This is a genomic window from Pseudoalteromonas galatheae (assembly GCF_005886105.2).
In the GTDB taxonomy this organism is placed as follows: Bacteria; Pseudomonadota; Gammaproteobacteria; order Enterobacterales; family Alteromonadaceae; genus Pseudoalteromonas; species Pseudoalteromonas galatheae.
Window position 1 is genome coordinate 788,594 of sequence record NZ_PNCO02000002.1, and the last position, 20,123, is coordinate 808,716.

The window sequence follows — 20,123 nt, forward strand, 5'->3', positions numbered from 1 at the left end:
CGTCATGGAAAAACTGATCACAATCGGCGAAGCCGCGCAGCGTACTGGGCTCTCTGCAAAGATGATCCGCCATTATGAAGCAAGCGGGCTACTAAAGTGCAGCAAACGAAGTGAAGCGGGTTACCGGTTGTACGACTCGCAACAATTACAATTGCTAGGTGTGATAAAGCAAGCACGCAAATTGGGGTTTCCTATTGCGCAGATCCAATCTTTACTCGATTTGTTACAAAACCCAGGCCGCACTAGCCGTGAAGTCAAATCGATAGCGCAGCATCATTTGAATGAGATTGAGCATAAAATCAATGAACTTCAGCAAATGCGTGAAACCTTAAAGCAGCTGTCGGACAACTGTAGTGGTGACGAAAATGCAAACTGTCCAATTTTAGATGGGCTTTGCCAAAATAGCCTAAAGTAGCCGAACGTTAAAAAGCCAGTCTTCAATGATGAAGACTGGCTTTTTTGTTGTGCAGAATAGCGCTAAGCCTCAAGTAATAGTTTTGACTGGGTAAGTGCAAGCAGTGCAGTTTGTAATCTTGGCAGCGCCGCTTCAATTTCACTCGGTGAAATAGTACAAACGGCAGCGCGATACCAAAGCTGTGACGCTTTAGAACGACAGCCGAAACTGGCGAATGGCACCAGTGCTAATCCCGCGCTATCAATTAAATACCGACTGACTTGATCTGCATTTTCGAGTACGTTTCCATCGGGGGTTTCCATATTGATGGCGTCGATCTTCAAGGTCATATAAATGCCGGCATTTGGTATAAATGAATCGATTGCTATGCCTGCGCCTTTCATATCCTGAACACCCTGATGCAGTACCGCCATTGAGGCTAGTATTTTTTCTTTAAAGCCGGCTAAATAGCTTTGTAGATAGGCTTCATTTTGAAATAACACCGCGGTGGCAAGTTGCTCTGCCGTCGGGGCCATTGCACCTATATGTTCTTGGATCACCTGCATTTTTGCTATCACTTCGTGTGGGCCTGTCGCCCACCCAACTCGAATGCCTGTTGCGGCAAAAGCTTTGGTGCCAGCATCAACCACAATTAAGTAAGGCTTGATATCTGGGCAAAGCGACGCCGGATGATAATGCTCAACCTCTTGCATTGTCAGCATCCAGTACACTTGGTCGTAGATAACGTAGAGCGGTTTGGCGTTTATCGCTCTGCGGCGCGCGTTTTCTGCGACAACCATGTCGCAGATTTCACCGAGCTGTTGCTTTGAAAACATGGAGCCATTAGGGTTTTGCGGTGAGCATAAGGTGATAAGGCGCGCGTCAGATATGTGTGCTTGAAGCTGTTCCGCTGTAGGTAAAAACTGATTTGCTTCGCTGGTTTCAATTGGCACATGCTTGCCACCACACATGGTGGTGTAAAACATGTTATTCCAAGAAGGCACAGGGTAGATCACCTTGTCTTCTGCGCTCACCGTAGCGAGCATCGCAGAATACAGCAAAGGCCTTGCACCGCCAGAGATCAACATCTCCGTATCTGGGTTGTAGCTGACGTTAAAGTGCTTTTTAGTTTGTTTTGCTACCTCATCGCGAAGTGATAACACCCCCTCAAGCGGAGGGTAATCGTTTTGCTTGTTCTCGTAAGCTTGCTGGATCTGTGCGGTAAGGTAGTCGGGCATCGGAAATTGTTGCGTGTCAAAATCTCCAATGATCAAATCACAAATTTCTTTCCCCTTTGCAAGCTGCTCCTGCACGTAAAACTCAAGGTGAATAATGTCCGAGTAATCGAGTGCATTGGCTAAATTTGATAGGTTTTCCATTGTTATATTTTTCTCCTTAAGTATCTATTCTAGAATAATTTAGTTTTATTTAGACACGCAAAGTTAGCGCTGCGACTTCTCTAACTTTGTTGAGTGCGAAGTCAATTTCGGCTTCTGTAGTATGCCTGCCTAAGCTAAAACGTATGGTTGCCTGTGCCAGTTCATCCGATAGCCCAAGTGCGGTTAATACGTGGCTCGGCGATAGGTTGCTTGACGAACAAGCTGAGCCGGTACTGACTGAGATGCTTTTCTTTAATAAGCTCAGCATTTTTTTACCGTCGGTGTCATGAAAAGAGACGTTACAAACATGAGGGAGTCTTTCTTCGCTCATGCCATTGACCTGCACCTGTTGTAGCTCCAATAAACCATCTTCTAGCTTGTCTCTTAACTGCTCAACTTTGTCAATTGCGCCATTGCTCAGTTCTCGTTGTGCAAGTTCCACAGCCTTGGCAAAACCAACAATGCCAGGCACATTTAACGTGCCACCACGTAGTCCTTGCTCGCTTCCACCACCGGTGATCTGCGGTCTAATATCAACCACTCTATTGCCATGCTGATGTCTTAAATACAGGCCGCCAACCCCTTTAGGGCCATAAATTTTGTGTGCCGAGCAAGTTAAAATATCAATCGGGCAAGTGGTTAGATTGATATCGACCTTGCCTAGCGCTTGTGTGGCGTCAGACATAAATAGAATGCCATGTTGCTTTGCAATAAAGGCAATGTCGTCGATTGGATTAATGGTGCCAATTTCGTTATTTGCGTACATCACGGTGATTAAAATCGTTTCTGGCGTGATTTCGGCCTTCATTGCGTCAATATCAAAGCTGCCATCTGGTAACGGCGCAAGATAAGAAACGCGAGCGCCTTCCTGTTCTAGATCTCTAAGAGTTGCAAGCGTTGCAGGGTGCTCAATCGACGAGGTAATAATGTGCTTGCCTTTGTGATTACAAGCACGAAACACGCCGCGGATCCCTAAGTTGTTGCTTTCAGTCGCGCCAGAAGTAAAGATAAAATTTTCAGGTTGTGCGCCAAGGGCACCTGCAATTTTTTCACGGGCTTGTTCGACCGCTTTATGGGCGTTCCAGCCATGTAAACCATACATGCTCGCAGCATTACCAAAGTCGTTACAAAAGTAAGGTAACATGGCTTGTAACACTGCTTCGTCGCACGGTGTTGTGGCGTTATGATCTAAATAGATAGGAAAGCGTAGCGACGCTTCCGTGGTGGACTTACTCTCTAGTGCTGTAATGAGTGACATAAAAAATCTCCGTATAAAATTGGGGCAACAGTCAAATTGATGCGGATAAATGCGTGCGTTACGCGTCGCAAGCTTCGGCTAGGGTGCTGGTTTGGGTGTTAATGGAATAATCTTCCATATCAAAGTCAGACAAGAAGATATTGGAGATCTTAACGATATTATCGCCAAGGCTTTCGTCTTGTAGGAAAAGTCCTAACGCTACTTCAGTACCGTTCACGACTTTGTGAAAGTCATCCATTTCAGAGAAGTCCATAATGTGGAATACCCCTGCCTGAGGGTTCATTTTCAGTGCTTTTTGGTATGTATCTTTATAGTGCTGCGCCATAATAAGCGGGCATTTTGCAGTCCATATATCCTTATCTTTTGATTCAGCTAAAACGATGTTTACTCCCTTACTGTTTTCGAATAGAACTTTAGTTACACCGCTGCTCGTTGCGAGTGACAATTGTGGGAAACTTGCTAAATCTTGCGCAATGATTTTACGTAAAGATTGGATCCCACGGTTTTTACAATTGCGCTCACCCTGAAGCACTAAGCGGTCGCGTTTTACAATGCTGTAATCACTTAATACGGCTTCTAGCTCGTCAGGTAATGGCGCAAGCCCTTGGCTGTCGCTGGTCATTGCTGGGGATGCAGAAATATCACAAGACTCACTACCACACTGTAAGCCCAGATCGTCTATCAACACGCCAAGCACCACTTTGAGTTTTTTCTTGTGCTCTAGAATCGCGTTATTTGCGACATTTAACACCTTTACCATTGAATCTATCGAGAATTCGGTTGCGGAATAACGCGGATCAAAATGTCCACCTTCTAGATAAAAGGCGGAGACTGTCGGGTAGTGTTCAGCGACATCCATGCGTATCATATCTAGGAGTTTTTGCTCTACTTTTCCAACCATTTTTTCTTTTAATTTCATTTCGTTAGTCTCTATTTTTTTGTTGAGTTAAATGTGTTCACTATCCTTGGCTGCTGCGCCTAATTAACTCCAATAAAAGGACATCAAACGGAAATTAATTTCCGTACTCCATGAGTTCAGTAGTGTTAATCAAGGTGAAGTCATGCTTAAGGTTTGGTTAAATTGGTTAAGTAACTGTAAAGATTGACACGGTGGTAAGGTCAACGTTTGTTTGCATAAAAATTGAGTTTTTTGAAAGTTTTTGTGTGAAACTTTCATTTCAATTGTTCGGCTCGTTACACCACCAATTAGCAGATACCAAGTTATCTCTATGATCTAAGGAGGAGTAATGTGACTCACCCCTTTTGATCGTGGCAACAATTTGCCCTTTTTTGGGAACTCAGTTCTCCAGTTAGAAGCAATAAATATCAAGTAGAACTGTAATTGCTATATGTGAATGAGTTTTCCTACTTTCATGTGGTTGAATAAAGCTTGGCTTATTTATTGCTGTATGAGGCAGGCTAAAAATAAATAAAGTTACTATCTGAAAGCAAGGAGTGGAGTCATGCACGTTAATTCGACGAATAGCATAAATATGAACGTTTACACCCAAAGAGGGAGAGCTGAACAGTCAAATCTGCATAGCCAAGAGAACCCTAAGGACCTAGTGGGGAAAACCAACCTAATGTACATGGTTGATGAAGAAAAGGTCACTCGGGTATCACATGAACAAATGACTCATTTAAGTCAGGTATTCGAGCTCAGTGAAGTCTCTCCAGAGGCGGCCCAGCGGCAATACTTGCATCATGGGCAAGCGCGGGAGGTGCAATTAGGTATAGTGGTCGATGGCAAATTGATGGCCTATCAAAATGACAAAGGACACATTACAGGTAAAGGTGGAGTCGAAGCTTTGATAGAGCAAGCCAATGGTGATATTAATCAGCTTAAAGCGTTAGTTCAGCAACAGTACTCCAGTTCCGGCAAAGTTGAAGTTTATGGCGAAAATAATCGTCCAACCAATGCTGAAGTTTTTGAACGTTTTAATGGCCGTTCGTATAAAAGTTTTGTTCACGATGAAATGAATACGCGCAGGCAAGCTAACCATCAAGAACAACTAGCGAGAGATGAATTTTTGCGAAGTAAACTGATGTTTGATCAAGCGCCTCAAGTTGCGGTATTCAAAGTGAAAGGCGAAGTTGTTGGCAGTATGGATGGCAATGGTTTTGCTGATATGGGTAGTAAGCTACTTCAACTTGCAAAGCAAAAAGGCATAGAAAAAGAAGCGCTAAAGCCGCTTTACACGCTCGATCCCGAGCGCACTTCAGAGCAATTTTCAGACTTACTTACACAAGTATTTGGAAATGATGTTGAAGTTGAGCATTTTCATGTCTCAAACGCGCCCACCAGAAACGAGATAAGGCTGTTGAGTAATTAAGCCAAAGATGAGTACAAAACAGGGTAAAGCTTTACGGTTTTGGATTTGTCAACATTCATAACGGTTCGGCGGGTGAACCGCCTTATACAAGCATGTTTTCATTACGGAGTAGGGCTGTGTTACACAGCAACCTTTTGTTTTTGTGAAACTTAATTTTAACTTTTTGAACATAATGGTGCTTTTTGCTGAGCAAGAAACCAGTAAGGTGATGCTAGTTTATTAAAGACGATGTTTATACTAGCCATAATTGCACTGTAACCCCTTGTAACCTGATGTAATAGATAAAATCACCACCCTTAAATATGCTTTTAGAGTAATAGCCTAAAGGAGCATATTAAGATGAGTAAAGAACTAGATATTGCCATTGTGGGTGGCGGTGTATCGGGTGTCTATAGTGCATGGCGTCTTCAACAAGAGCTTGGTGATACACATCGCATAGGCTTATTTGAGTATAGCGATCGTATCGGTGGTCGTTTGTACAGTCGCACGCTTCCGGGGTTACCCAACGTCGTGGCTGAGCTTGGTGGAATGCGCTTTATTCCTGATGATCATGTGATGGTGAGTACGCTGGTGGATGAGCTAAAGCTCCAAACCAAAGACTTCCCAATGGGCTCAAAGCTGCCGTTATACCCTTCAAATGCAGAAAGCTCCCCTGAAGCAGGTAGTGAAAACAACCTCTTTTACCTGCGAGGGCAATATTTTAGATATCGTGATTTCGCAGAATGCCCAGACAAAATCCCATACAAGCTTGAAGAAACAGAGCGAGGCTATGGACCGGAAGATCTTCAAGTTAAAGTCATGAACCTCATCTGCCCGGGATTTGCCGATATGTCTCTCGCAGAGCAGATGAAAGTCAAAGTGTTTGGCAAGGAAATCTGGCGCTTTGGCTTTTGGAACTTGCTTGAGCATGTGTTGAGTAACGAAGCATACCTTTTTATGAAAGAAGCGGGGGGCTACGATGCTAATGTGGCGAATGCCAGCGCGGTTACTCAGTTGCCTGCCACTGAATATAGCGATGATACAGTATTTAAGACCCTCAAAGATGGTTTTCAGGCGTTACCGCTGAAGTTATGTGAAGAGTTTGCAGCGGCACCGGGCTGCCTTGACCGCTGTAAGCGCGTTAATATGTTGCATCGACTTGCAAAAATTGAGCTGCATCATTGTGGCGAGTATCGTTATGAACTCACCTTTCAACCAACACAAGTGAACAGCAGTGGGAAAGTGGTTGATAAAGATGTTCCAGCGTACAGCGTTAAAGTGAAGCGGCTTATTTTGGCTATGCCAAGGCGCTCGCTTGAGCTGATTGAATCGCCGTTCTTTGACGACCCTTGGTTAAAAGAAAACATTCCGTCTGTGCTTATCCAAAAAGCGATTAAGATGTTTATGGCTTACGAGCAACCTTGGTGGCGCAGTTTGGGCCTTGTTGCTGGTCGCTCTGTGACTGACTTACCAATCCGTCAAACTTATTACATGGGCACGGAATGCGACCAAAAAGAATGCCTTGAATACGAGACTAACGAAAAAGGCGAACAAGTATGTAAAGTGGAGCATACCTATGGTGAGCCCAATACCAACTCGCTGCTAATGGCTTCATACAATGATATTGGCACTATTCCTTATTGGAAAGGCTTAGAAAAGGGCGAGCATTACCAAGGCTTTATGCCAGCCTATGGTGCAGAAGGTTATACCGAAAATGAGATAGTACCTAAAAATCAGTATCAAATTACCACCGGGATGGTTGAAGCGGCACATCGCCAAATTCAAGCGTTACATAATCAAAAAGCACTCCCAATGCCATATTCTGCAATCTATCAAGAGTGGGGGGATGACCCTTATGGCGGTGGCTGGCATGAATGGAAAGCCAATTATCGTCTCGATGAGATCATGTGCAGAATGCGCCACCCTGTTGCAAGCGAAGAAATCTATATTGTTGGCGAAGCGTACTCCTATGAACAAGGCTGGGTTGAAGGAGCGTTAAATACGGCTGAATCAACATTGGCTGAGTTCTTTGCTTTACCAACACCGAAGTGGTTATCTAAAGACAAAGCACAGTATGAACAGTGGCTTGAGTCACACCACAACTACTTACCAGTAGATTGCCGTAAAGGTGGCTGCTCGTGTCAGCATTCAGCGCAGCAGCCAAATGCCAGTTCGGACACGCTGGACGAAGTCACTGAATTCGCTTATCGAGGTATTAATCATGAGTACCGCTAATTTTACGGTTGCTGACCATTTACTGTGGCGGTTAAGGCAGTTGGGCCTTGATAAGGTGTTTCAAGTGCCTGGTGACTATGTGCAAGAATTTATGACCGCACTGGACAACTTTCCAGGTATTGACGCTGTAGGCGATGTAACCGAACTAGGGGCAGGCTACGCGGCGGATGGATATGCAAGATACAGAGGTATTGGCGCGGTGTCGGTGCAATACGGCGTTGGCACGTTCAGCGTATTAAACGCGATAGCCGGCGCTTATGTCGAGCGTAATCCTGTTGTCGTTATATCGGCAAGTCCGTCGGCTGAAAACCGTGTAGATATTGAAGAAACAGGCGTGTTATTTCATCACTCTACCGGCGACTATAGCGCAGATAAAAAGGTGTTTGAAAATGTCACTGTCGCCAGTGAAATTCTTTCGGATCCCGCTTCTGCTCCTGACATTATTGACAATGTGTTACGCCTTGCCATGAGTGAAAAGCGGCCTATTTATCTAGAAGCATGGCAAAACGTGTGGGGCGCAGCTTGTGATAAACCAGATGGCCATTTAGTGATCCCAAGACCCGCATCTAATCCTACGATGATGGCAAATTTACTCGATAAAGTAATCAACCGACTCAAAGAAGCTGAGAAGCCGTTGGTATTATTAGGCATAGAGATCACGCGACTTGGCATACAAAGGGAAGTCGAAAACTTGCTCTGTAATCTCAATATTCCGTATACCACGACCACGCTAGCCAAATCAGTATTAAGTGAGGCGCAAGGGCTCGGGAAGGAGCTGTTTGTTGGCACCTATGCGGGTGAAGCGTCATGGCCTGAAACGTTTGACTTTGTTAGCAAACGAGATTGCATTTTAGCGTTGGGGGCAATATTCACTGATGACTACCTGACCATGTTAAAAACGCAAGACAACGAATTGATCCGCGTGAATATGGGCGAAGCAAGAATTGGTAACTGCGAGCGTTTTGGTGGTATCGATTTAGCACAGTTTATTGATGATTTAACGGTGTATATTGAGCATTATCCCATGCAGCATCGTACGCTTTGCTCGTTGCCGGAAAACCCCTATTTGAACAGTCCCGTGCATGATTGCGATGCCATCACCTACGAAAACTTCTTTTGCACATACCAGAAGCAGCTAGCCCGATGCCAGAAGGTGCGTGACTTCAACCTTATTTTAGGTGAAAGCTCTTCGCTTTATATGGCGGCTCGTTTAACTGGTATTGAAGAAAGTCGCTTTATTAGTGACGCAGCTTGGGGATCGTTAGGTCATGAAACCGGTTGTTCACTTGGCACAGCCTTGGCTGACAATCGACGTAGTATTGTGGTTGCGGGCGACGGTGGATTCATGATGATGTGCCAAACACTGTCTACCATTAGCCATAATAAACTCAATACGGCAGTGTTTGTAATGAGTAATCAAGTGTATGCAATTGAGCAGTCGTTTGTTGATATCTGTGCGTTTACTCCTGCGGGCGCATTTGCACCATTTGATGATTTACACCGTTGGGACTATAAATCATTAGCGAGCGCGTATTTTGTCGAATATTTACATGTAGAGACCGTCGCGGATCTAAATGGGGTTTTTGCTACGCTTCATGAAAATCCATGTAAGCCGTACCTCATTAAAGTAAATCTTGATAAAAAAGACCTCGCACCGGCGATACAGGATCTCGCCGAAGCCATTACGGGTAAAAAAGTGGACGACTGTCCATGTGGAAAGAACACAGCACAAGGAAACAATAATGCCTAAGCAAATCAGCAAACCTATCCCAGAATATCAGTTAGACGAAGCACAAAAGCGTATTGACCGCTACTGGCGCGCGACACAAGGTTTTATACTTGCGTTAGAAAGCAAACATGGCTTTTCTGCAAAGCAGTTACTTACTTTATTGCCAACGGGTGATACTTCGATGGAGCGCTTCAGAGAATATCAAGCTAAAGCGCTTATCTTTAACACACGATTTCAGTTTTCGCCCTCGGTGATTGTAATGTGTAACAATACTGATGATGTGATGCGTGCCTATCAAGAAGCGATAGAGTTTAACTTACCCATTCGGGTGCGCTCAGGTGGCCATGATCATGAAGGGGAGTGCAGCGGCACAGATGTGGTGTTGCTGGATTTAAGCGGTTTAAAAGACTTCTCCATCGAGAAAAAAGGCGACGATTATATTGCCCATATTGGTTCGGGCTATCGCTTTTATCAATTAGTCCCAAAGCTTGCAGAATCTGGTTACAAGGATATTCCACCGTTAACCATTCCACATGGCACTTGCGCCACGGTTGGGTTAGCTGGGTATATTCAAGGCGGTGGTTGGGGCCCATGGACGCGAGCAAAAGGAATGTGCTGTGAGTCACTCGTTGGTGCAACGGTTATTTTGCAAGATGGCTCAAGAGTTGAGGTATCTGAAACTGAAAATGAAGATCTATTATGGGCGCTACGCGGAGGCGGAGCGTTAAGCTATGGAATAGTGACGGAGTTTAGAGTCAAAGCTTTTGAGCTACCTGAAGAAATCCACCGCTTTGAAATTAACTGGAATAATGAGGCAGTTGGCTCTACAGACTTAGCAACTTGGCAGTTGCTCAGCCAGTGGGAAAATGCCATTAACGACACGGGAAAGGATACCGAGAACTTAGTTGGTACTAACCTAAAAATCAACGCGGTCCCAGATGTTAGCGAGTGTGAAAAGTCATCTGGCTACGAAAAGACCTTAAAGCACCCAAGTACCATGTATGGTTATTGGCAAGGCTCCGAAAAAGCGCTGATTCAGTTTGCTAAGCAATATTTTCCTGCTGCTAAAGTGCAGGTGACAGGCACGGACACCAAGCAGAACTATAGCGAAGCATTGATGTCTGACTGGTCACGAAACTCTGTGGCTAACCTCAAAAAGCTGGGATTAAAGGGGACGCTTGCCGCAAGCCTTGATGGTGAACCATTTACACCAGACTTCGACGCCCCAGCGCCACACAAAATCACCTCAAAGCTCGTGCGTGAGTCTGGCCTTACCGAACAAGGCAAGTTGGCGCTATTGCGTTCACTCACATCGCCTTTATTGTTTGCACAAAATGCCCCACTTGGACTATTTAGTTATGTCACTCTAGGTGCCATTTCGGGTAAGTTTTATGCCAATGATACATGTGATGATGCTAAGAAACGTGTTGCCTTCCCGTATACAACGGCGCAGTACACCATTCAATACCAAACTTGGTGGAATACTGAGTTAAAGTACGACGGCAGTTACGACAGCAAACGCCTTGGTCAAGCAAATCCAGTCTACCGCTATGTAAACCGTGCACTTGATTGGATTGAGGTTAGCCGCGACACCACCATAGAAGGGGCATACGGCGCGTTTATCAGCTTTAAAGACGCATCCATTCCGACGAAAACCTACTTCCAAGAGAATTACGAAAAACTCATTGAAATCAAAGAGGAGTATTCGGGTTTCACTGTTAAATTAGACTGTGGTAAAGAGGTTTACGTCAATTTCAATCGCCTAAGAACCCGTAAGACAATTATTTAATAGTGTTAAATGCGAAGAGCAAAAAGCCAGTATCGGCTTTTTGCTTGGTTTCATCTTGAGGTAGGCGCAGTTTTACACAGCGATCTTATTGTTTTTATGTCGGGCTTTGGGCTTAGGTTAGAGGGATAAATTCTTCAACGAGTATTTGTCGAAACACATAAACTGCTCGGCGAGTGAATCGCCTCCTACAAGCATGACTTCACTACCGAGTAGGAGCTGTTTTACACAGCGATCTTGTTGTTTTTATATTGAATTTTTGGCTGGTGAGAGCTGGTTTTTTTCATCAAAGATTCGTTGAAAACTTAAACTGCTCGGCGAGTGAATCGCCTCCTACAAGCATGACTTCACTACCGGGTAGGCGCTGTTTTACACAGCGATCTTGCTGTTTTTATATTGAATTTTTGGTGGGTGAGATGAGTGGGGGGTCTTCATCAAAAATTCGTTGGGAAACATAAACTGCTCGGCGAGTGAATCGCCTCCTACAAGCATGACTCACTACTGGGTAGGAGCTGTTTTACACAGCGATCTTGTTGTTTTTATTAATCGCCAAAGCGACTAATAAGCGGTCTTTGAGTAACCGAGTGCGCCTAAACGGGGGGTAAACCGTTTTCAACCTTTTTATTGAGCACAGCAACAAATCGCTTTGAGTTTTCGTCCGGTAAAATGGAAAAATCAGTCATAGACTTCCTTGAGTTAGAAAAGAGGCGCTTAACCATATCATAATAAAATTATCACCGCGCCTCGGCTTCAGTAGTTGGTTGTAATATCTTAAAGATCTCCTAAGGAGAAACAGTAAATTTTTTTAGGCCAATCAATTGTCCTGAACTGGTGACAACGTGCACCTCCCACTTACCGGTTGAGTCGGCCGGAAAGTTGTTCTTATGGCTCCAAGCTCGATAACCTTCCTCGCGTCCACCGCTAATATTTAAGGGAATTCGGTCAACCACTTGTTTGTTGTGTACCCACACGTGAAAGATTTTTTCGTTTAGTCCCCGCGGTGCTTTTACTGCGCTCCAGCTGTACAAGCCTTGTTCGTGAAGCGAATGGCTATCGAGATGTTGAATGCTGTTCACCGGCTTTCGTTGCTGCCTATCAACCTCATAAGCCAGCGCAATGTCGTTGAGCCGTAAGGCCGCAGGGGGAACCCAGCTACGTAACTGCCACAAACCAGCGCTAAGTGCACTTAGTAGCAGAGCCAATAAGGGAAAACGCCACCATCTTGCGTTTGGCATGACATTGCCAAGGCTCGGTAGGGTAAGCACAATGGCGGTCACTAGCGCTATTTGTATACTTTGGTCAGTTGTCAGGTGAAGCAAAATAGGTAGCGCAACTGAAATCACAACAAACAAAGCAAAATTGTGGAAAACCATAAACAGCACATTATGGCGAGCTAGCTTTTTGTAATATATCGGGTCCACAACGGAGATAAACGCGCAGAGTGCAATTAAGCAGGTAAACGCGGCCTGTGGATGATTCCATGTTGTGGCAGCCAAGAAAAAAGGCAGTGCAAAGAACAGGCTTTCCTGTTGCACCATTTGCAGAGCAAAGCGCATAAAGTTGGGTGACAACACAATACCAAAGCGTTGTTCAACTTGGTCGCGTAGCCAGTTGTCAATAATAAGCCACAGCCAACTGGTGAGTAAAAGCAGAGCGATGATCTGTGAAAACGACTCTTTACGTTCAACTAAAATAAAGCTCGCTATACCACTGCAAAAAGCCAACAACGCCATTAGGCCCGGCCACTTCTGCATCATCAAAATAAATTTTGTTATTAGGTTTTTGAAATAACGCATTGAGATAGAAATTGCTTGCTGGTCTTTAAGATTCAAACACTTCAACCATGAATGCAGTATGAGTTTAGTAATTAACACACATAACTTGCTAATATTGGTTTGGATGGCGTTAAGTGTGTTTTGATTAATGCGCGAATGTCACTCGACTGGTTTTGGCTTAACTTAAAAGCGCCATGCATCGAATTGATTTTAATCTTGAAAAAGTTAATGGCGTTAAACAGCGACTGACGCTGATTGGCAGGCACGTTATCAAGCTGCCAATCACTATTTGAAAACTGCTCAAAATGCGTTATTTGCGCTTGCATTGACGCGTATTTTTCAACATCAGTAGCAATAAGTGCGAGCTCACCTTCAACGATCACATTTGCGTACAACCATGTGGGGAGCTTAATGTCAGAGATAACAGCGGGTGAGAGGTAATGATCTTCACAGTGAAAGATTGCTTGGATAATACCGCCTGTGTGAAAAATCGGGTTGTCTTTTGTTGCGTGTCCAAGTAAATAAGCATGGTCATCACTTAATGTTAGCGGTACAAAAACCGTCTTTAACTTGCCTTTTTGTATCACTGTCAGCGTGGCCAGCGGGTGTTTTGTGATCACAGAGCTGAGTATGTTTGGATTGCTTTCAACGTAATAGTTTCTTGGGTAGCTCATAACTTTTCCTCCAATCTTGCTTTCACTTCAGGCCACATCTCGTCGGTGATGGCAAATCGTGCCGTATTACGATAACTTCCATCGGGCAGGCGCCTATCTTTTAACGACAATCCTTCAAAATGGGCACCGAGACGTGAGATGGCATTACGAGACTTATGGTTAAATTCATGAGTTTGAAATTGCACACGCACCAATCCAATCGCTTCAAAGGCATATTTAAGCAACAGGTATTTGGCGTGGGTATTAACATGCGTGCGTTGAAATTCAGTGCCGATAAAAGTATGGCCAATCTCGGCACTTAGGTTGAGTTTATCAAGTCTAAACAAGCGGCTATTACCAGCCAGTTTACCTGAGTCTTTATCTATGATTGCAACAACCAGTTGCTCGCTTTCATCAAACTGTGCAGAGCCGTAAAACCACTGCTCTATGGTTTTTTGATCGCGACAATAATTGTTAAATACCCACTTCCAGATCTCAGTTTTTTTGCCTCGAGCCAATAACTCAGGTAAATGCGCGGCTTCAAGTGGGGTGAGCTTGACGCGATTGGATTCTAGCGTTTGTTTTGAAAGCATCGATATTCCATTCATTCTGTATTTTTAATGCTTGCATATTGCGCTGATTTTGGTTGATATAAAACAACCAGATTTAATAATTTAATTAGACCACTTTTGATTTCTATTAGCCCAAAAACACAGTCTCACGATGCTAAACATAAACGCTTAGCAGATGTTTTGCGCAGTGCCATTACCGAAGGTAAGCTCACTCCCGGTGACAAACTTCCTTCAGCCCGAAAGCTGGCTGAGTTACATGGTATGAATCGTCACACGGTGATGAATGCCCTACAAAACTTGGTAGCTGAAGGCTGGCTAGTGGTTAAAGAACGTAGCGGCTATCGAGTCAATACTGAACTGCCTATTTTCAGTAGCCAACAGATAGACACTAAAGTGGCTTCTACACCACGAATCGTGCCGCAATTTGCTAAAACACTAACACCAGTAAGCAGCACTAAGCGTTCGGCCTACCGCTATAGTTTTGCAGGGGGCTTACCAGATCTTCATGCCTTTCCCTATGATGAGTTTAAGCGGTTTTTGGTAAAGGCATGTCGCAAAACCAATGTCAGTCATTTTCACTATTCAGACATTGCGGGGTGCGCGTTACTGAAATCCCAAATTCAGGCATATTTGCGCCGAGCAAGGGGGTTGGTATGTGATGACTTACTGATTTGCAATGGCTCCCAAGAAGCCCTCTCATTGGTGGCAAATGCATTTATAAACCCAGGTGATGGTGTTGCCATCGAAATGCTTGGTTATCCTCCTGCGCGGCATACTTTTACCAATGCAGGTGCTGAAATTTTTGCTTTAGCACAAGACGCAGAAGGCATTAAAGTGGAGGCCTTGGCGCGCTGCCTTGAACAAAATAAGGTGAAGTTGCTGTATTTAACGCCACTGCATCAATATCCTACAACGGTCACATTGTCTGTACCGAGGCGCATGGCGATTTATCAGCTGTGCCAGCAGTATGGCGTATTTATTATTGAAGACGATTACGACCATGAGTTTCATTATCTCTGCCCACCGTTACAGCCTATGGCGGCAAGCGATCCAAGTGGTATTGTGATTTATATTTCTACCTTTTCAAAAATCATGTTTGCTGGTGCTCGTGTGGGTTATATGAGTGCGCGGGCAGATGTGCTTGCGCAATTGGTGGCACGTAAGCAGCTACTTAATCACAAAAATGATGCGCTTACCCAGTTGGCTGTGGCTTACTGGATGGAAGAGGGCGGGTTTGAGCGTCATTTACGCCGCATGACCAAAGCCTATCAAGGACGACATCAGGCGATGGCGCAGCACCTAAGCGAGCTTAAAGCTAAGTTAGATATTGATTTTGAAGTGCCACAAGGCGGTATGGCGTATTGGGTAAACAGCAAACGCGATGTCTCGAGATTATCTGAAAAAGCACGTGAAAAAGGGATTTACGTACAATGTGAACCTGAATTTACCCTCGATAAGGCTAGTAGTTTAAGTCATATTCGCTTAGGCTTTGCGGCGCAAGAAGTCGAGCATCAGCAAGCTGGGCTGGGTGAGTTATTTGCCTTGGTCGCAGAGCTGGAGAAAAATCATGAATAAGCAACAAGCACTGGTCGAATTTGTTACATTCGGCCCACACAAAGCGCAGGCGTTAAATATACTACTGAGCGACAACAGCGCAGTATCGCTTATTATTAGCAAGGCGATGTTAAGTGTGGTATTGGCAAAGTATCTCAGTGGTGAAATCGACGAAGATGAACTTGAAAATTGGGCTGGGTTTGTTGAGCTGCGTGACGAGGTTGACTGCACCTTGATAGATGATTACCTCTATGCGTTGAATAATCCGGAGCTGATGGGTGGAATTAACTTCGATTCCATCGGTAATATGTTGAAACTCATTAAAGGTTAAACACAAAAGGAAATACCATGAGACTAATCGCGGCCGCATTGTTTTTATTAAATTACCAAATCGCGTTGGCGGGAGGAGATGTGTGTGAAAACCCTATCTCAACCATAGACATCAATGAGTGTGCAATGAGCGAACTTAACGCGCGAACTGAAACACTTGAACGTTACTACCAAAAAAGCCTTGAACATAATGCCTTTGATGAGCAACTGGTGGAAGCGATTAAGGCCTCGCAGTTGGCGTGGCAAAGCTATCTCGATGCCCACTGCGGTGCGGTATATACCCAATGGCGAGAAGGCACTATTCGCGGTGTGATGGCGCTCGAATGTCGTAAGGAATTAGTTAAAACCAGAACTCACACTCTTTGGGCTAACTTTTTGACTTATATGGATAGTACGCCACCAGTGCTACCTGAGCCACAATAGGCTCCCGACACTCCGACTGCTCCTCAATCTAAAGCTGCCTTGTCTATATGCAAGTCGGTACGTTGGTTACCGCTAGGTGTGGGGCGGGCGACTAATACTACTTTTCTGTTTTAAAGTAGTGCGTCACTTAATATCATTAGCATATTACCTCAACCCAAAAGGTAGGCGATCCGTAACTATGAATGCTTTTCAGTAATGTAATGTAGTGTAATGTTTGCGCTGTAATATTGATACTATTATATATTCTTAACACAATATTAATGAACGTTAGGGAGCAGCGTATGAGAAATCCAATGTTACTGATTTTGAGTGCTATCTTGTCCTCTTCATGTGCTGTTGTTGAGGATGCCAAACGCGAGCACATCGGTCACTCAAATCATTCAACTCAATCAAGTCAGTCAAACCACTCAGGCTATACACCGGTTTACTTTGATGTTGAACACTATAATCCAATTGGTGTCGTCCCCAGCGATGTGTTGTCAAAGCAAAATGATTGTAAATATGAGTATATTGAACCTGAGCTTAAATCGTTGACTGCGCCTGATGTGCTTAAGTCAGAAAATGGAGCGCTAGACTTTACGCTGGCAGTACAGTATCAACAAAACAAAATAGCCAAATGTAATACTTGGTTAAGAAATTATGCTTACAAGCAAGGCGATCAAAAAGAATTTAAGAGTGCGCTCGTTGGGCCAACACTTAAACTGGCACCTGGAGATATTTTAAGATTTCGCCTAGAGAATCGCTTACCAACTTGCGAGAGTTATACTGGTAAAAAAGATCAAAATTATTTATGTGCAAGCTCCGAACACGCAGGACATCACTCCGATATAAAGATGTCTAAAGAGGATGCAGAGGAGATGAACACGCCGCATAATTTTAATGTGACTAACTTCCACACTCATGGCCTGTGGGTGTCACCTAGCAAGCAAAGTGACAACGTACTATTGGAAGTTAAACCCGGGAAAGGGTTTCAATATGAAGTAAGAATACCAAAATCTCATCCTCAGGGGACTTTTTGGTACCATGCGCATGTACATGGTTCAACTGCACTTCAAGTATCTAGCGGGATGGCCGGGGCCATTATTATCGAAGGTGGAGATCCCAAAAAGGATATTCAAAACCAACCTCAGATAAAAGGCAAGAAAGAGCAAGTTATTGTGCTTCAACAGATTGCTTACGACTGTCATGGGCAAATCGAATATTACGATGCTAAAAATCGACCAGCTGGTGTTCCAGTTTGCCAGATAGACGGCAAAGACTTTGACATCTTTGGTCCCGGCGAATGGCAACAAACTAAGCGGAGAACCTTAATCAATGGTCAGGTTGTACCCAAAGTAATTATGCGGCCCAATGAAATTCAGCGTTGGCGCTTTATCCATGCTGGTGTACGTGAAACAATTAAGCTTTCTGTTGTTCGTAAACCTAATTGGGAACAGGATATCAACCCTAAGCCATTAGGCTACTTGAATCAGATCTCTGTTGATGGTTTAAACACAGGCCGTTTGGACAAATGGGATCTTAGCAGTGCGGTATCCTCAACTGAGCCGTTACAGCCAGGATATCGAGCAGATTATCTTTATCAAGCTCCGAGCAAAGAAGGGGTTTACTGGCTAGTGGATTTGGATTCTGTGCCACAAAAATCACTTCAAGGTGTGCCAGAAGATACTGCAGAACTGATGCAAATTGTGGTAACCGGAGAACCCGTTTCTAAGGCCGAAGCCGTATTACCAACTAGCGCTGGGCTAGCGCAATATCGAGCCCATGAAGCACCAACTCAAGCTGAAATAAAAGCCATGGACAAGAGTACGGATAAAGAAAGTATGATGTTTTACTTGGGCTCACGTGTTGCCGTGGATAGAGCGATAAAAAGCGCACAGAGCAAAAAAGTAGATTTCAGCTGTGAGAATATAGGGAATAAAGACGTTAATAATGGTGTGCTTCCTGATGATAATAAGCTTTCAGACGAAGAAAAATCCAAAGACCTTATTTTCTCTGTTGACGGCAAGCCTTATGGTGAGATTAGTAATCGAGAATTAACTCTTGGTACATGGCAAAGATGGGATTTGTGTACCCGAGGCCTTGCTCCAATGCATCCTTTCCACATTCATGTGAATCCATTTTACGCGTCAAGAATAGGTCCTGACGGTGAGCAGCAATGGGTATGGCGGGATACATTGGCGATAGAAAAAGATAACGACTCGCCTGACGATAAACACAAAGGTGAGAAGCAATCTAAAACTGCACCACATACAGTGATTTACAGTAAATATCGTTATCCAACATCACTCCCTGGATTTACTGGCGATGTAAAAAAACAGTACACAGGAGAGTTTGTATTGCATTGCCATATTCTAGATCATGAAGATCAGGGCATGATGCAAAAAGTAAAATTAGTTGAGAGTAACTAGCTTAAACGCTAGTAACGCACGCATCTTTAGCTGCAAGCTTTTCGCTAACAGGGGCGTATGTACTTCTAATCGCTCGCTATTTGGTAAGTAAATTCGTCAGTCTCTAAGCTCTATTACCCAGATGGTAGTAGAACTTAGAGCGAGATAGGGGCAAGATTTGTCTGTCAAATAAGCGCAAAGTTTGCCCATGTTTGTATAAATTAGATTCACCGCAATATGAAACCTGCACAAAGCCTGATTTACAACAGCTGTGACAAAAAAGTTACCCAGTTAGATCTATTGCTAACTTGCTAACTTGCCAAGTGCTGATTGCGCTTTTTTCTTAAGTGCTTTACTTAGTGCTTCGGCTATCACTTCTTGTAATAGTTGTTGTGCAGTTGCCACTTGGTTTTGGGCTTTGGCGATCGTCGCTAGCTGAAACTTGATTTGGCTTTTGTCCGGCATATCGTAGCTCGGGGTAGCTTCTTCAAGGTATTGACGCAAGGCGGCTGCCCCCTCGTTATGGTGGCGTGCTAGCTGTTGACTGAGTGTTCCAATAAGTACAAGTGAGCGGTACTTGGCTTTTTTCTGCTCTGGCGTCGTTGCTTCCATTCGAGCTGCCTTACGAAGTTGATGTAAAGCAGGCTCAAGCTCTTTTTGTTCTTGATACACGATACCTAAGGTGTAATAGAGTTCGGGTTCCGTGCCAAAATCTTTTGATACCGTTTCGAGTGAGTGAGCAAAGGCGGCTTTATCATCTAACTTCGCATAAAGGTGTAATCGTGCTAGGTGTGCGGCGAAGGGATCTATTTTTTCTAACTGCTTGATATGTTTGATAGCCTCTTGTTCATCACCGCCAAACATAGCGGGCGCATTGAGGTAAAACTTGATCAAAGCGCTACGATAATTGGCATTATCTGGTGCGAGCTCCACGGCCCTAAGGAACGAACGTTTGAGTTTTTTGATGTAGCCAGAGATCTTAAAAATGCTAGCTTTTTCGGCAAGTACCGCGACGACTTCAGCATGACAGAAATAAAGTTCAGCGTTTTTAGGCTCACTTTGGATAGCGTTTTCTATGTGTTGCAGTGCTACGTCTGGTTGATCGCTTTTCAGCGCAATACGAGCCAACATTAAAGGCTTACGAACATCACTGCTCTTGGTTTCTTGTAGTATGGACTGTGCTAGGCGGTAATTGCCGTTATCGAACTCAGTCTGGCCTTGCTCTAGGCTGGTGGCGTTGGTCAGGGCGCTAAACATTAGCATAGCCAGTGGTATTAAGTGACTCGTTTTCATTGTGGATACTCCTTTGAATGTCATTGTTTGGTTGTGGCGTTTG

The 20,123-nt window shown here is 44.2% G+C and carries 16 protein-coding genes; 9 read left to right on the plus strand and 7 right to left on the minus strand.

The window, feature by feature from the left end:
* Nucleotides 1-4: 4 nt before the first annotated feature.
* The gene (gene cueR, locus CWC29_RS21455) at nt 5-415 is read left to right on the plus strand and encodes a Cu(I)-responsive transcriptional regulator (protein WP_138524900.1); all 411 of its coding nucleotides are present in this window, start codon (nt 5-7) and stop codon (nt 413-415) included.
* A 62-nt stretch (nt 416-477) separates the two neighbouring features.
* On the opposite strand, the gene CWC29_RS21460 is transcribed toward cueR, so the two are convergent.
* The 3 genes from CWC29_RS21460 to CWC29_RS21470 are packed head-to-tail and all read right to left on the minus strand — an operon-like array spanning nt 478 to nt 3,950.
* Nucleotides 478-1,773 (minus strand): pyridoxal phosphate-dependent aminotransferase, encoded by a 1,296-nt coding sequence (locus tag CWC29_RS21460; RefSeq protein ID WP_138524902.1) that lies wholly within the window; start codon nt 1,771-1,773, stop codon nt 478-480.
* A gap of 49 nt (nt 1,774-1,822) precedes the next feature.
* Nucleotides 1,823-3,031 carry a cysteine desulfurase family protein gene (locus tag CWC29_RS21465; RefSeq protein WP_128727385.1) on the minus strand — a complete coding sequence of 403 codons (1,209 nt, stop codon included), beginning with the start codon at nt 3,029-3,031 and terminating at the stop codon, nt 1,823-1,825.
* Nucleotides 3,032-3,089: 58 nt separating this feature from the next.
* Complete coding sequence (locus CWC29_RS21470; RefSeq protein WP_128727384.1) at nt 3,090-3,950, minus strand: hypothetical protein; 861 nt, start codon at nt 3,948-3,950, stop codon at nt 3,090-3,092.
* Nucleotides 3,951-4,494: 544 nt separating this feature from the next.
* Here CWC29_RS21470 and CWC29_RS21475 point away from each other — a divergent pair.
* From CWC29_RS21475 to CWC29_RS21490, 4 genes are all read left to right on the plus strand, one after another.
* A complete protein-coding gene (locus tag CWC29_RS21475) occupies nt 4,495-5,364 on the plus strand; it encodes a hypothetical protein (RefSeq protein ID WP_128727383.1) in 870 nt (289 codons plus the stop codon).
* Between the two features lie 339 nt (nt 5,365-5,703).
* Entirely contained in the window at nt 5,704-7,578 is a 1,875-nt protein-coding gene (locus CWC29_RS21480; RefSeq protein WP_138524904.1) for a flavin monoamine oxidase family protein, read from the plus strand.
* A complete protein-coding gene (locus tag CWC29_RS21485) occupies nt 7,565-9,328 on the plus strand; it encodes an alpha-keto acid decarboxylase family protein (protein ID WP_138524906.1) in 1,764 nt (587 codons plus the stop codon). The genes CWC29_RS21480 and CWC29_RS21485 overlap by 14 nt, the downstream gene beginning before the upstream one ends.
* Complete coding sequence (locus tag CWC29_RS21490) at nt 9,321-11,096, plus strand: FAD-binding oxidoreductase (protein ID WP_128727380.1); 1,776 nt, start codon at nt 9,321-9,323, stop codon at nt 11,094-11,096. The genes CWC29_RS21485 and CWC29_RS21490 overlap by 8 nt, the downstream gene beginning before the upstream one ends.
* A 779-nt stretch (nt 11,097-11,875) precedes the next feature.
* Here the strand turns inward: CWC29_RS21490 and CWC29_RS21500 are convergent.
* The 3 genes from CWC29_RS21500 to CWC29_RS21510 all read right to left on the minus strand — a co-directional run bounded on the left by CWC29_RS21500 (nt 11,876) and on the right by CWC29_RS21510 (nt 14,114).
* Entirely contained in the window at nt 11,876-12,889 is a 1,014-nt protein-coding gene (locus tag CWC29_RS21500) for a DUF5924 family protein (protein ID WP_193554572.1), read from the minus strand.
* 71 nt (nt 12,890-12,960) lie between these two features.
* Nucleotides 12,961-13,542 (minus strand): FMN-binding negative transcriptional regulator, encoded by a 582-nt coding sequence (locus tag CWC29_RS21505; protein WP_138523232.1) that lies wholly within the window; start codon nt 13,540-13,542, stop codon nt 12,961-12,963.
* The gene (locus tag CWC29_RS21510) at nt 13,539-14,114 is read right to left on the minus strand and encodes a GNAT family N-acetyltransferase (RefSeq protein ID WP_138523234.1); all 576 of its coding nucleotides are present in this window, start codon (nt 14,112-14,114) and stop codon (nt 13,539-13,541) included. The genes CWC29_RS21505 and CWC29_RS21510 overlap by 4 nt, the downstream gene beginning before the upstream one ends.
* Before the next feature lie 96 nt (nt 14,115-14,210).
* On the opposite strand from CWC29_RS21510, the gene pdxR reads away from it, so the two are divergent.
* The 4 genes from pdxR (at nt 14,211) to CWC29_RS21530 (ending at nt 18,808) form a co-directional block, all read left to right on the plus strand.
* Entirely contained in the window at nt 14,211-15,668 is a 1,458-nt protein-coding gene (gene pdxR, locus CWC29_RS21515) for a MocR-like pyridoxine biosynthesis transcription factor PdxR (RefSeq protein ID WP_138523236.1), read from the plus strand.
* Nucleotides 15,661-15,978, plus strand: a complete 318-nt coding sequence (locus CWC29_RS21520; RefSeq protein ID WP_138523238.1) for an RNA-binding protein — start codon at nt 15,661-15,663, stop codon at nt 15,976-15,978. Before pdxR ends, CWC29_RS21520 begins: the two co-directional genes overlap by 8 nt.
* Before the next feature lie 17 nt (nt 15,979-15,995).
* Nucleotides 15,996-16,400: a lysozyme inhibitor LprI family protein gene (locus CWC29_RS21525; protein ID WP_128727375.1), complete on the plus strand. Its 405-nt coding sequence runs from the start codon at nt 15,996-15,998 to the stop codon at nt 16,398-16,400.
* A 281-nt stretch (nt 16,401-16,681) separates the two neighbouring features.
* Entirely contained in the window at nt 16,682-18,808 is a 2,127-nt protein-coding gene (locus tag CWC29_RS21530) for a multicopper oxidase family protein (RefSeq protein ID WP_167815467.1), read from the plus strand.
* Nucleotides 18,809-19,090: 282 nt separating this feature from the next.
* Here the strand turns inward: CWC29_RS21530 and CWC29_RS21535 are convergent, their stop codons facing one another.
* A complete protein-coding gene (locus tag CWC29_RS21535) occupies nt 19,091-20,080 on the minus strand; it encodes a tetratricopeptide repeat protein (protein ID WP_138523242.1) in 990 nt (329 codons plus the stop codon).
* Between the last annotated feature and the right edge of the window lie 43 nt (nt 20,081-20,123).

What these genes read in the sequence shown, in the direction of transcription:
- CWC29_RS21535 (WP_138523242.1), bottom strand. Translation starts at nt 20,080, where the DNA reads ATGAAAACGAGTCACTTAATACCACTGGCTATGCTAATGTTTAGCGCC.
- CWC29_RS21490 (WP_128727380.1), top strand. Translation starts at nt 9,321, where the DNA reads ATGCCTAAGCAAATCAGCAAACCTATCCCAGAATATCAGTTAGACGAA.
- CWC29_RS21465 (WP_128727385.1), bottom strand. Translation starts at nt 3,031, where the DNA reads ATGTCACTCATTACAGCACTAGAGAGTAAGTCCACCACGGAAGCGTCG.
- CWC29_RS21480 (WP_138524904.1), top strand. Translation starts at nt 5,704, where the DNA reads ATGAGTAAAGAACTAGATATTGCCATTGTGGGTGGCGGTGTATCGGGT.
- CWC29_RS21510 (WP_138523234.1), bottom strand. Translation starts at nt 14,114, where the DNA reads ATGCTTTCAAAACAAACGCTAGAATCCAATCGCGTCAAGCTCACCCCA.
- CWC29_RS21485 (WP_138524906.1), top strand. Translation starts at nt 7,565, where the DNA reads ATGAGTACCGCTAATTTTACGGTTGCTGACCATTTACTGTGGCGGTTA.
- CWC29_RS21530 (WP_167815467.1), top strand. Translation starts at nt 16,682, where the DNA reads ATGAGAAATCCAATGTTACTGATTTTGAGTGCTATCTTGTCCTCTTCA.
- CWC29_RS21520 (WP_138523238.1), top strand. Translation starts at nt 15,661, where the DNA reads ATGAATAAGCAACAAGCACTGGTCGAATTTGTTACATTCGGCCCACAC.
- CWC29_RS21470 (WP_128727384.1), bottom strand. Translation starts at nt 3,950, where the DNA reads ATGAAATTAAAAGAAAAAATGGTTGGAAAAGTAGAGCAAAAACTCCTA.
- CWC29_RS21505 (WP_138523232.1), bottom strand. Translation starts at nt 13,542, where the DNA reads ATGAGCTACCCAAGAAACTATTACGTTGAAAGCAATCCAAACATACTC.
- cueR (WP_138524900.1), top strand. Translation starts at nt 5, where the DNA reads ATGGAAAAACTGATCACAATCGGCGAAGCCGCGCAGCGTACTGGGCTC.
- CWC29_RS21475 (WP_128727383.1), top strand. Translation starts at nt 4,495, where the DNA reads ATGCACGTTAATTCGACGAATAGCATAAATATGAACGTTTACACCCAA.
- CWC29_RS21525 (WP_128727375.1), top strand. Translation starts at nt 15,996, where the DNA reads ATGAGACTAATCGCGGCCGCATTGTTTTTATTAAATTACCAAATCGCG.
- CWC29_RS21500 (WP_193554572.1), bottom strand. Translation starts at nt 12,889, where the DNA reads ATGCGTTATTTCAAAAACCTAATAACAAAATTTATTTTGATGATGCAG.
- CWC29_RS21460 (WP_138524902.1), bottom strand. Translation starts at nt 1,773, where the DNA reads ATGGAAAACCTATCAAATTTAGCCAATGCACTCGATTACTCGGACATT.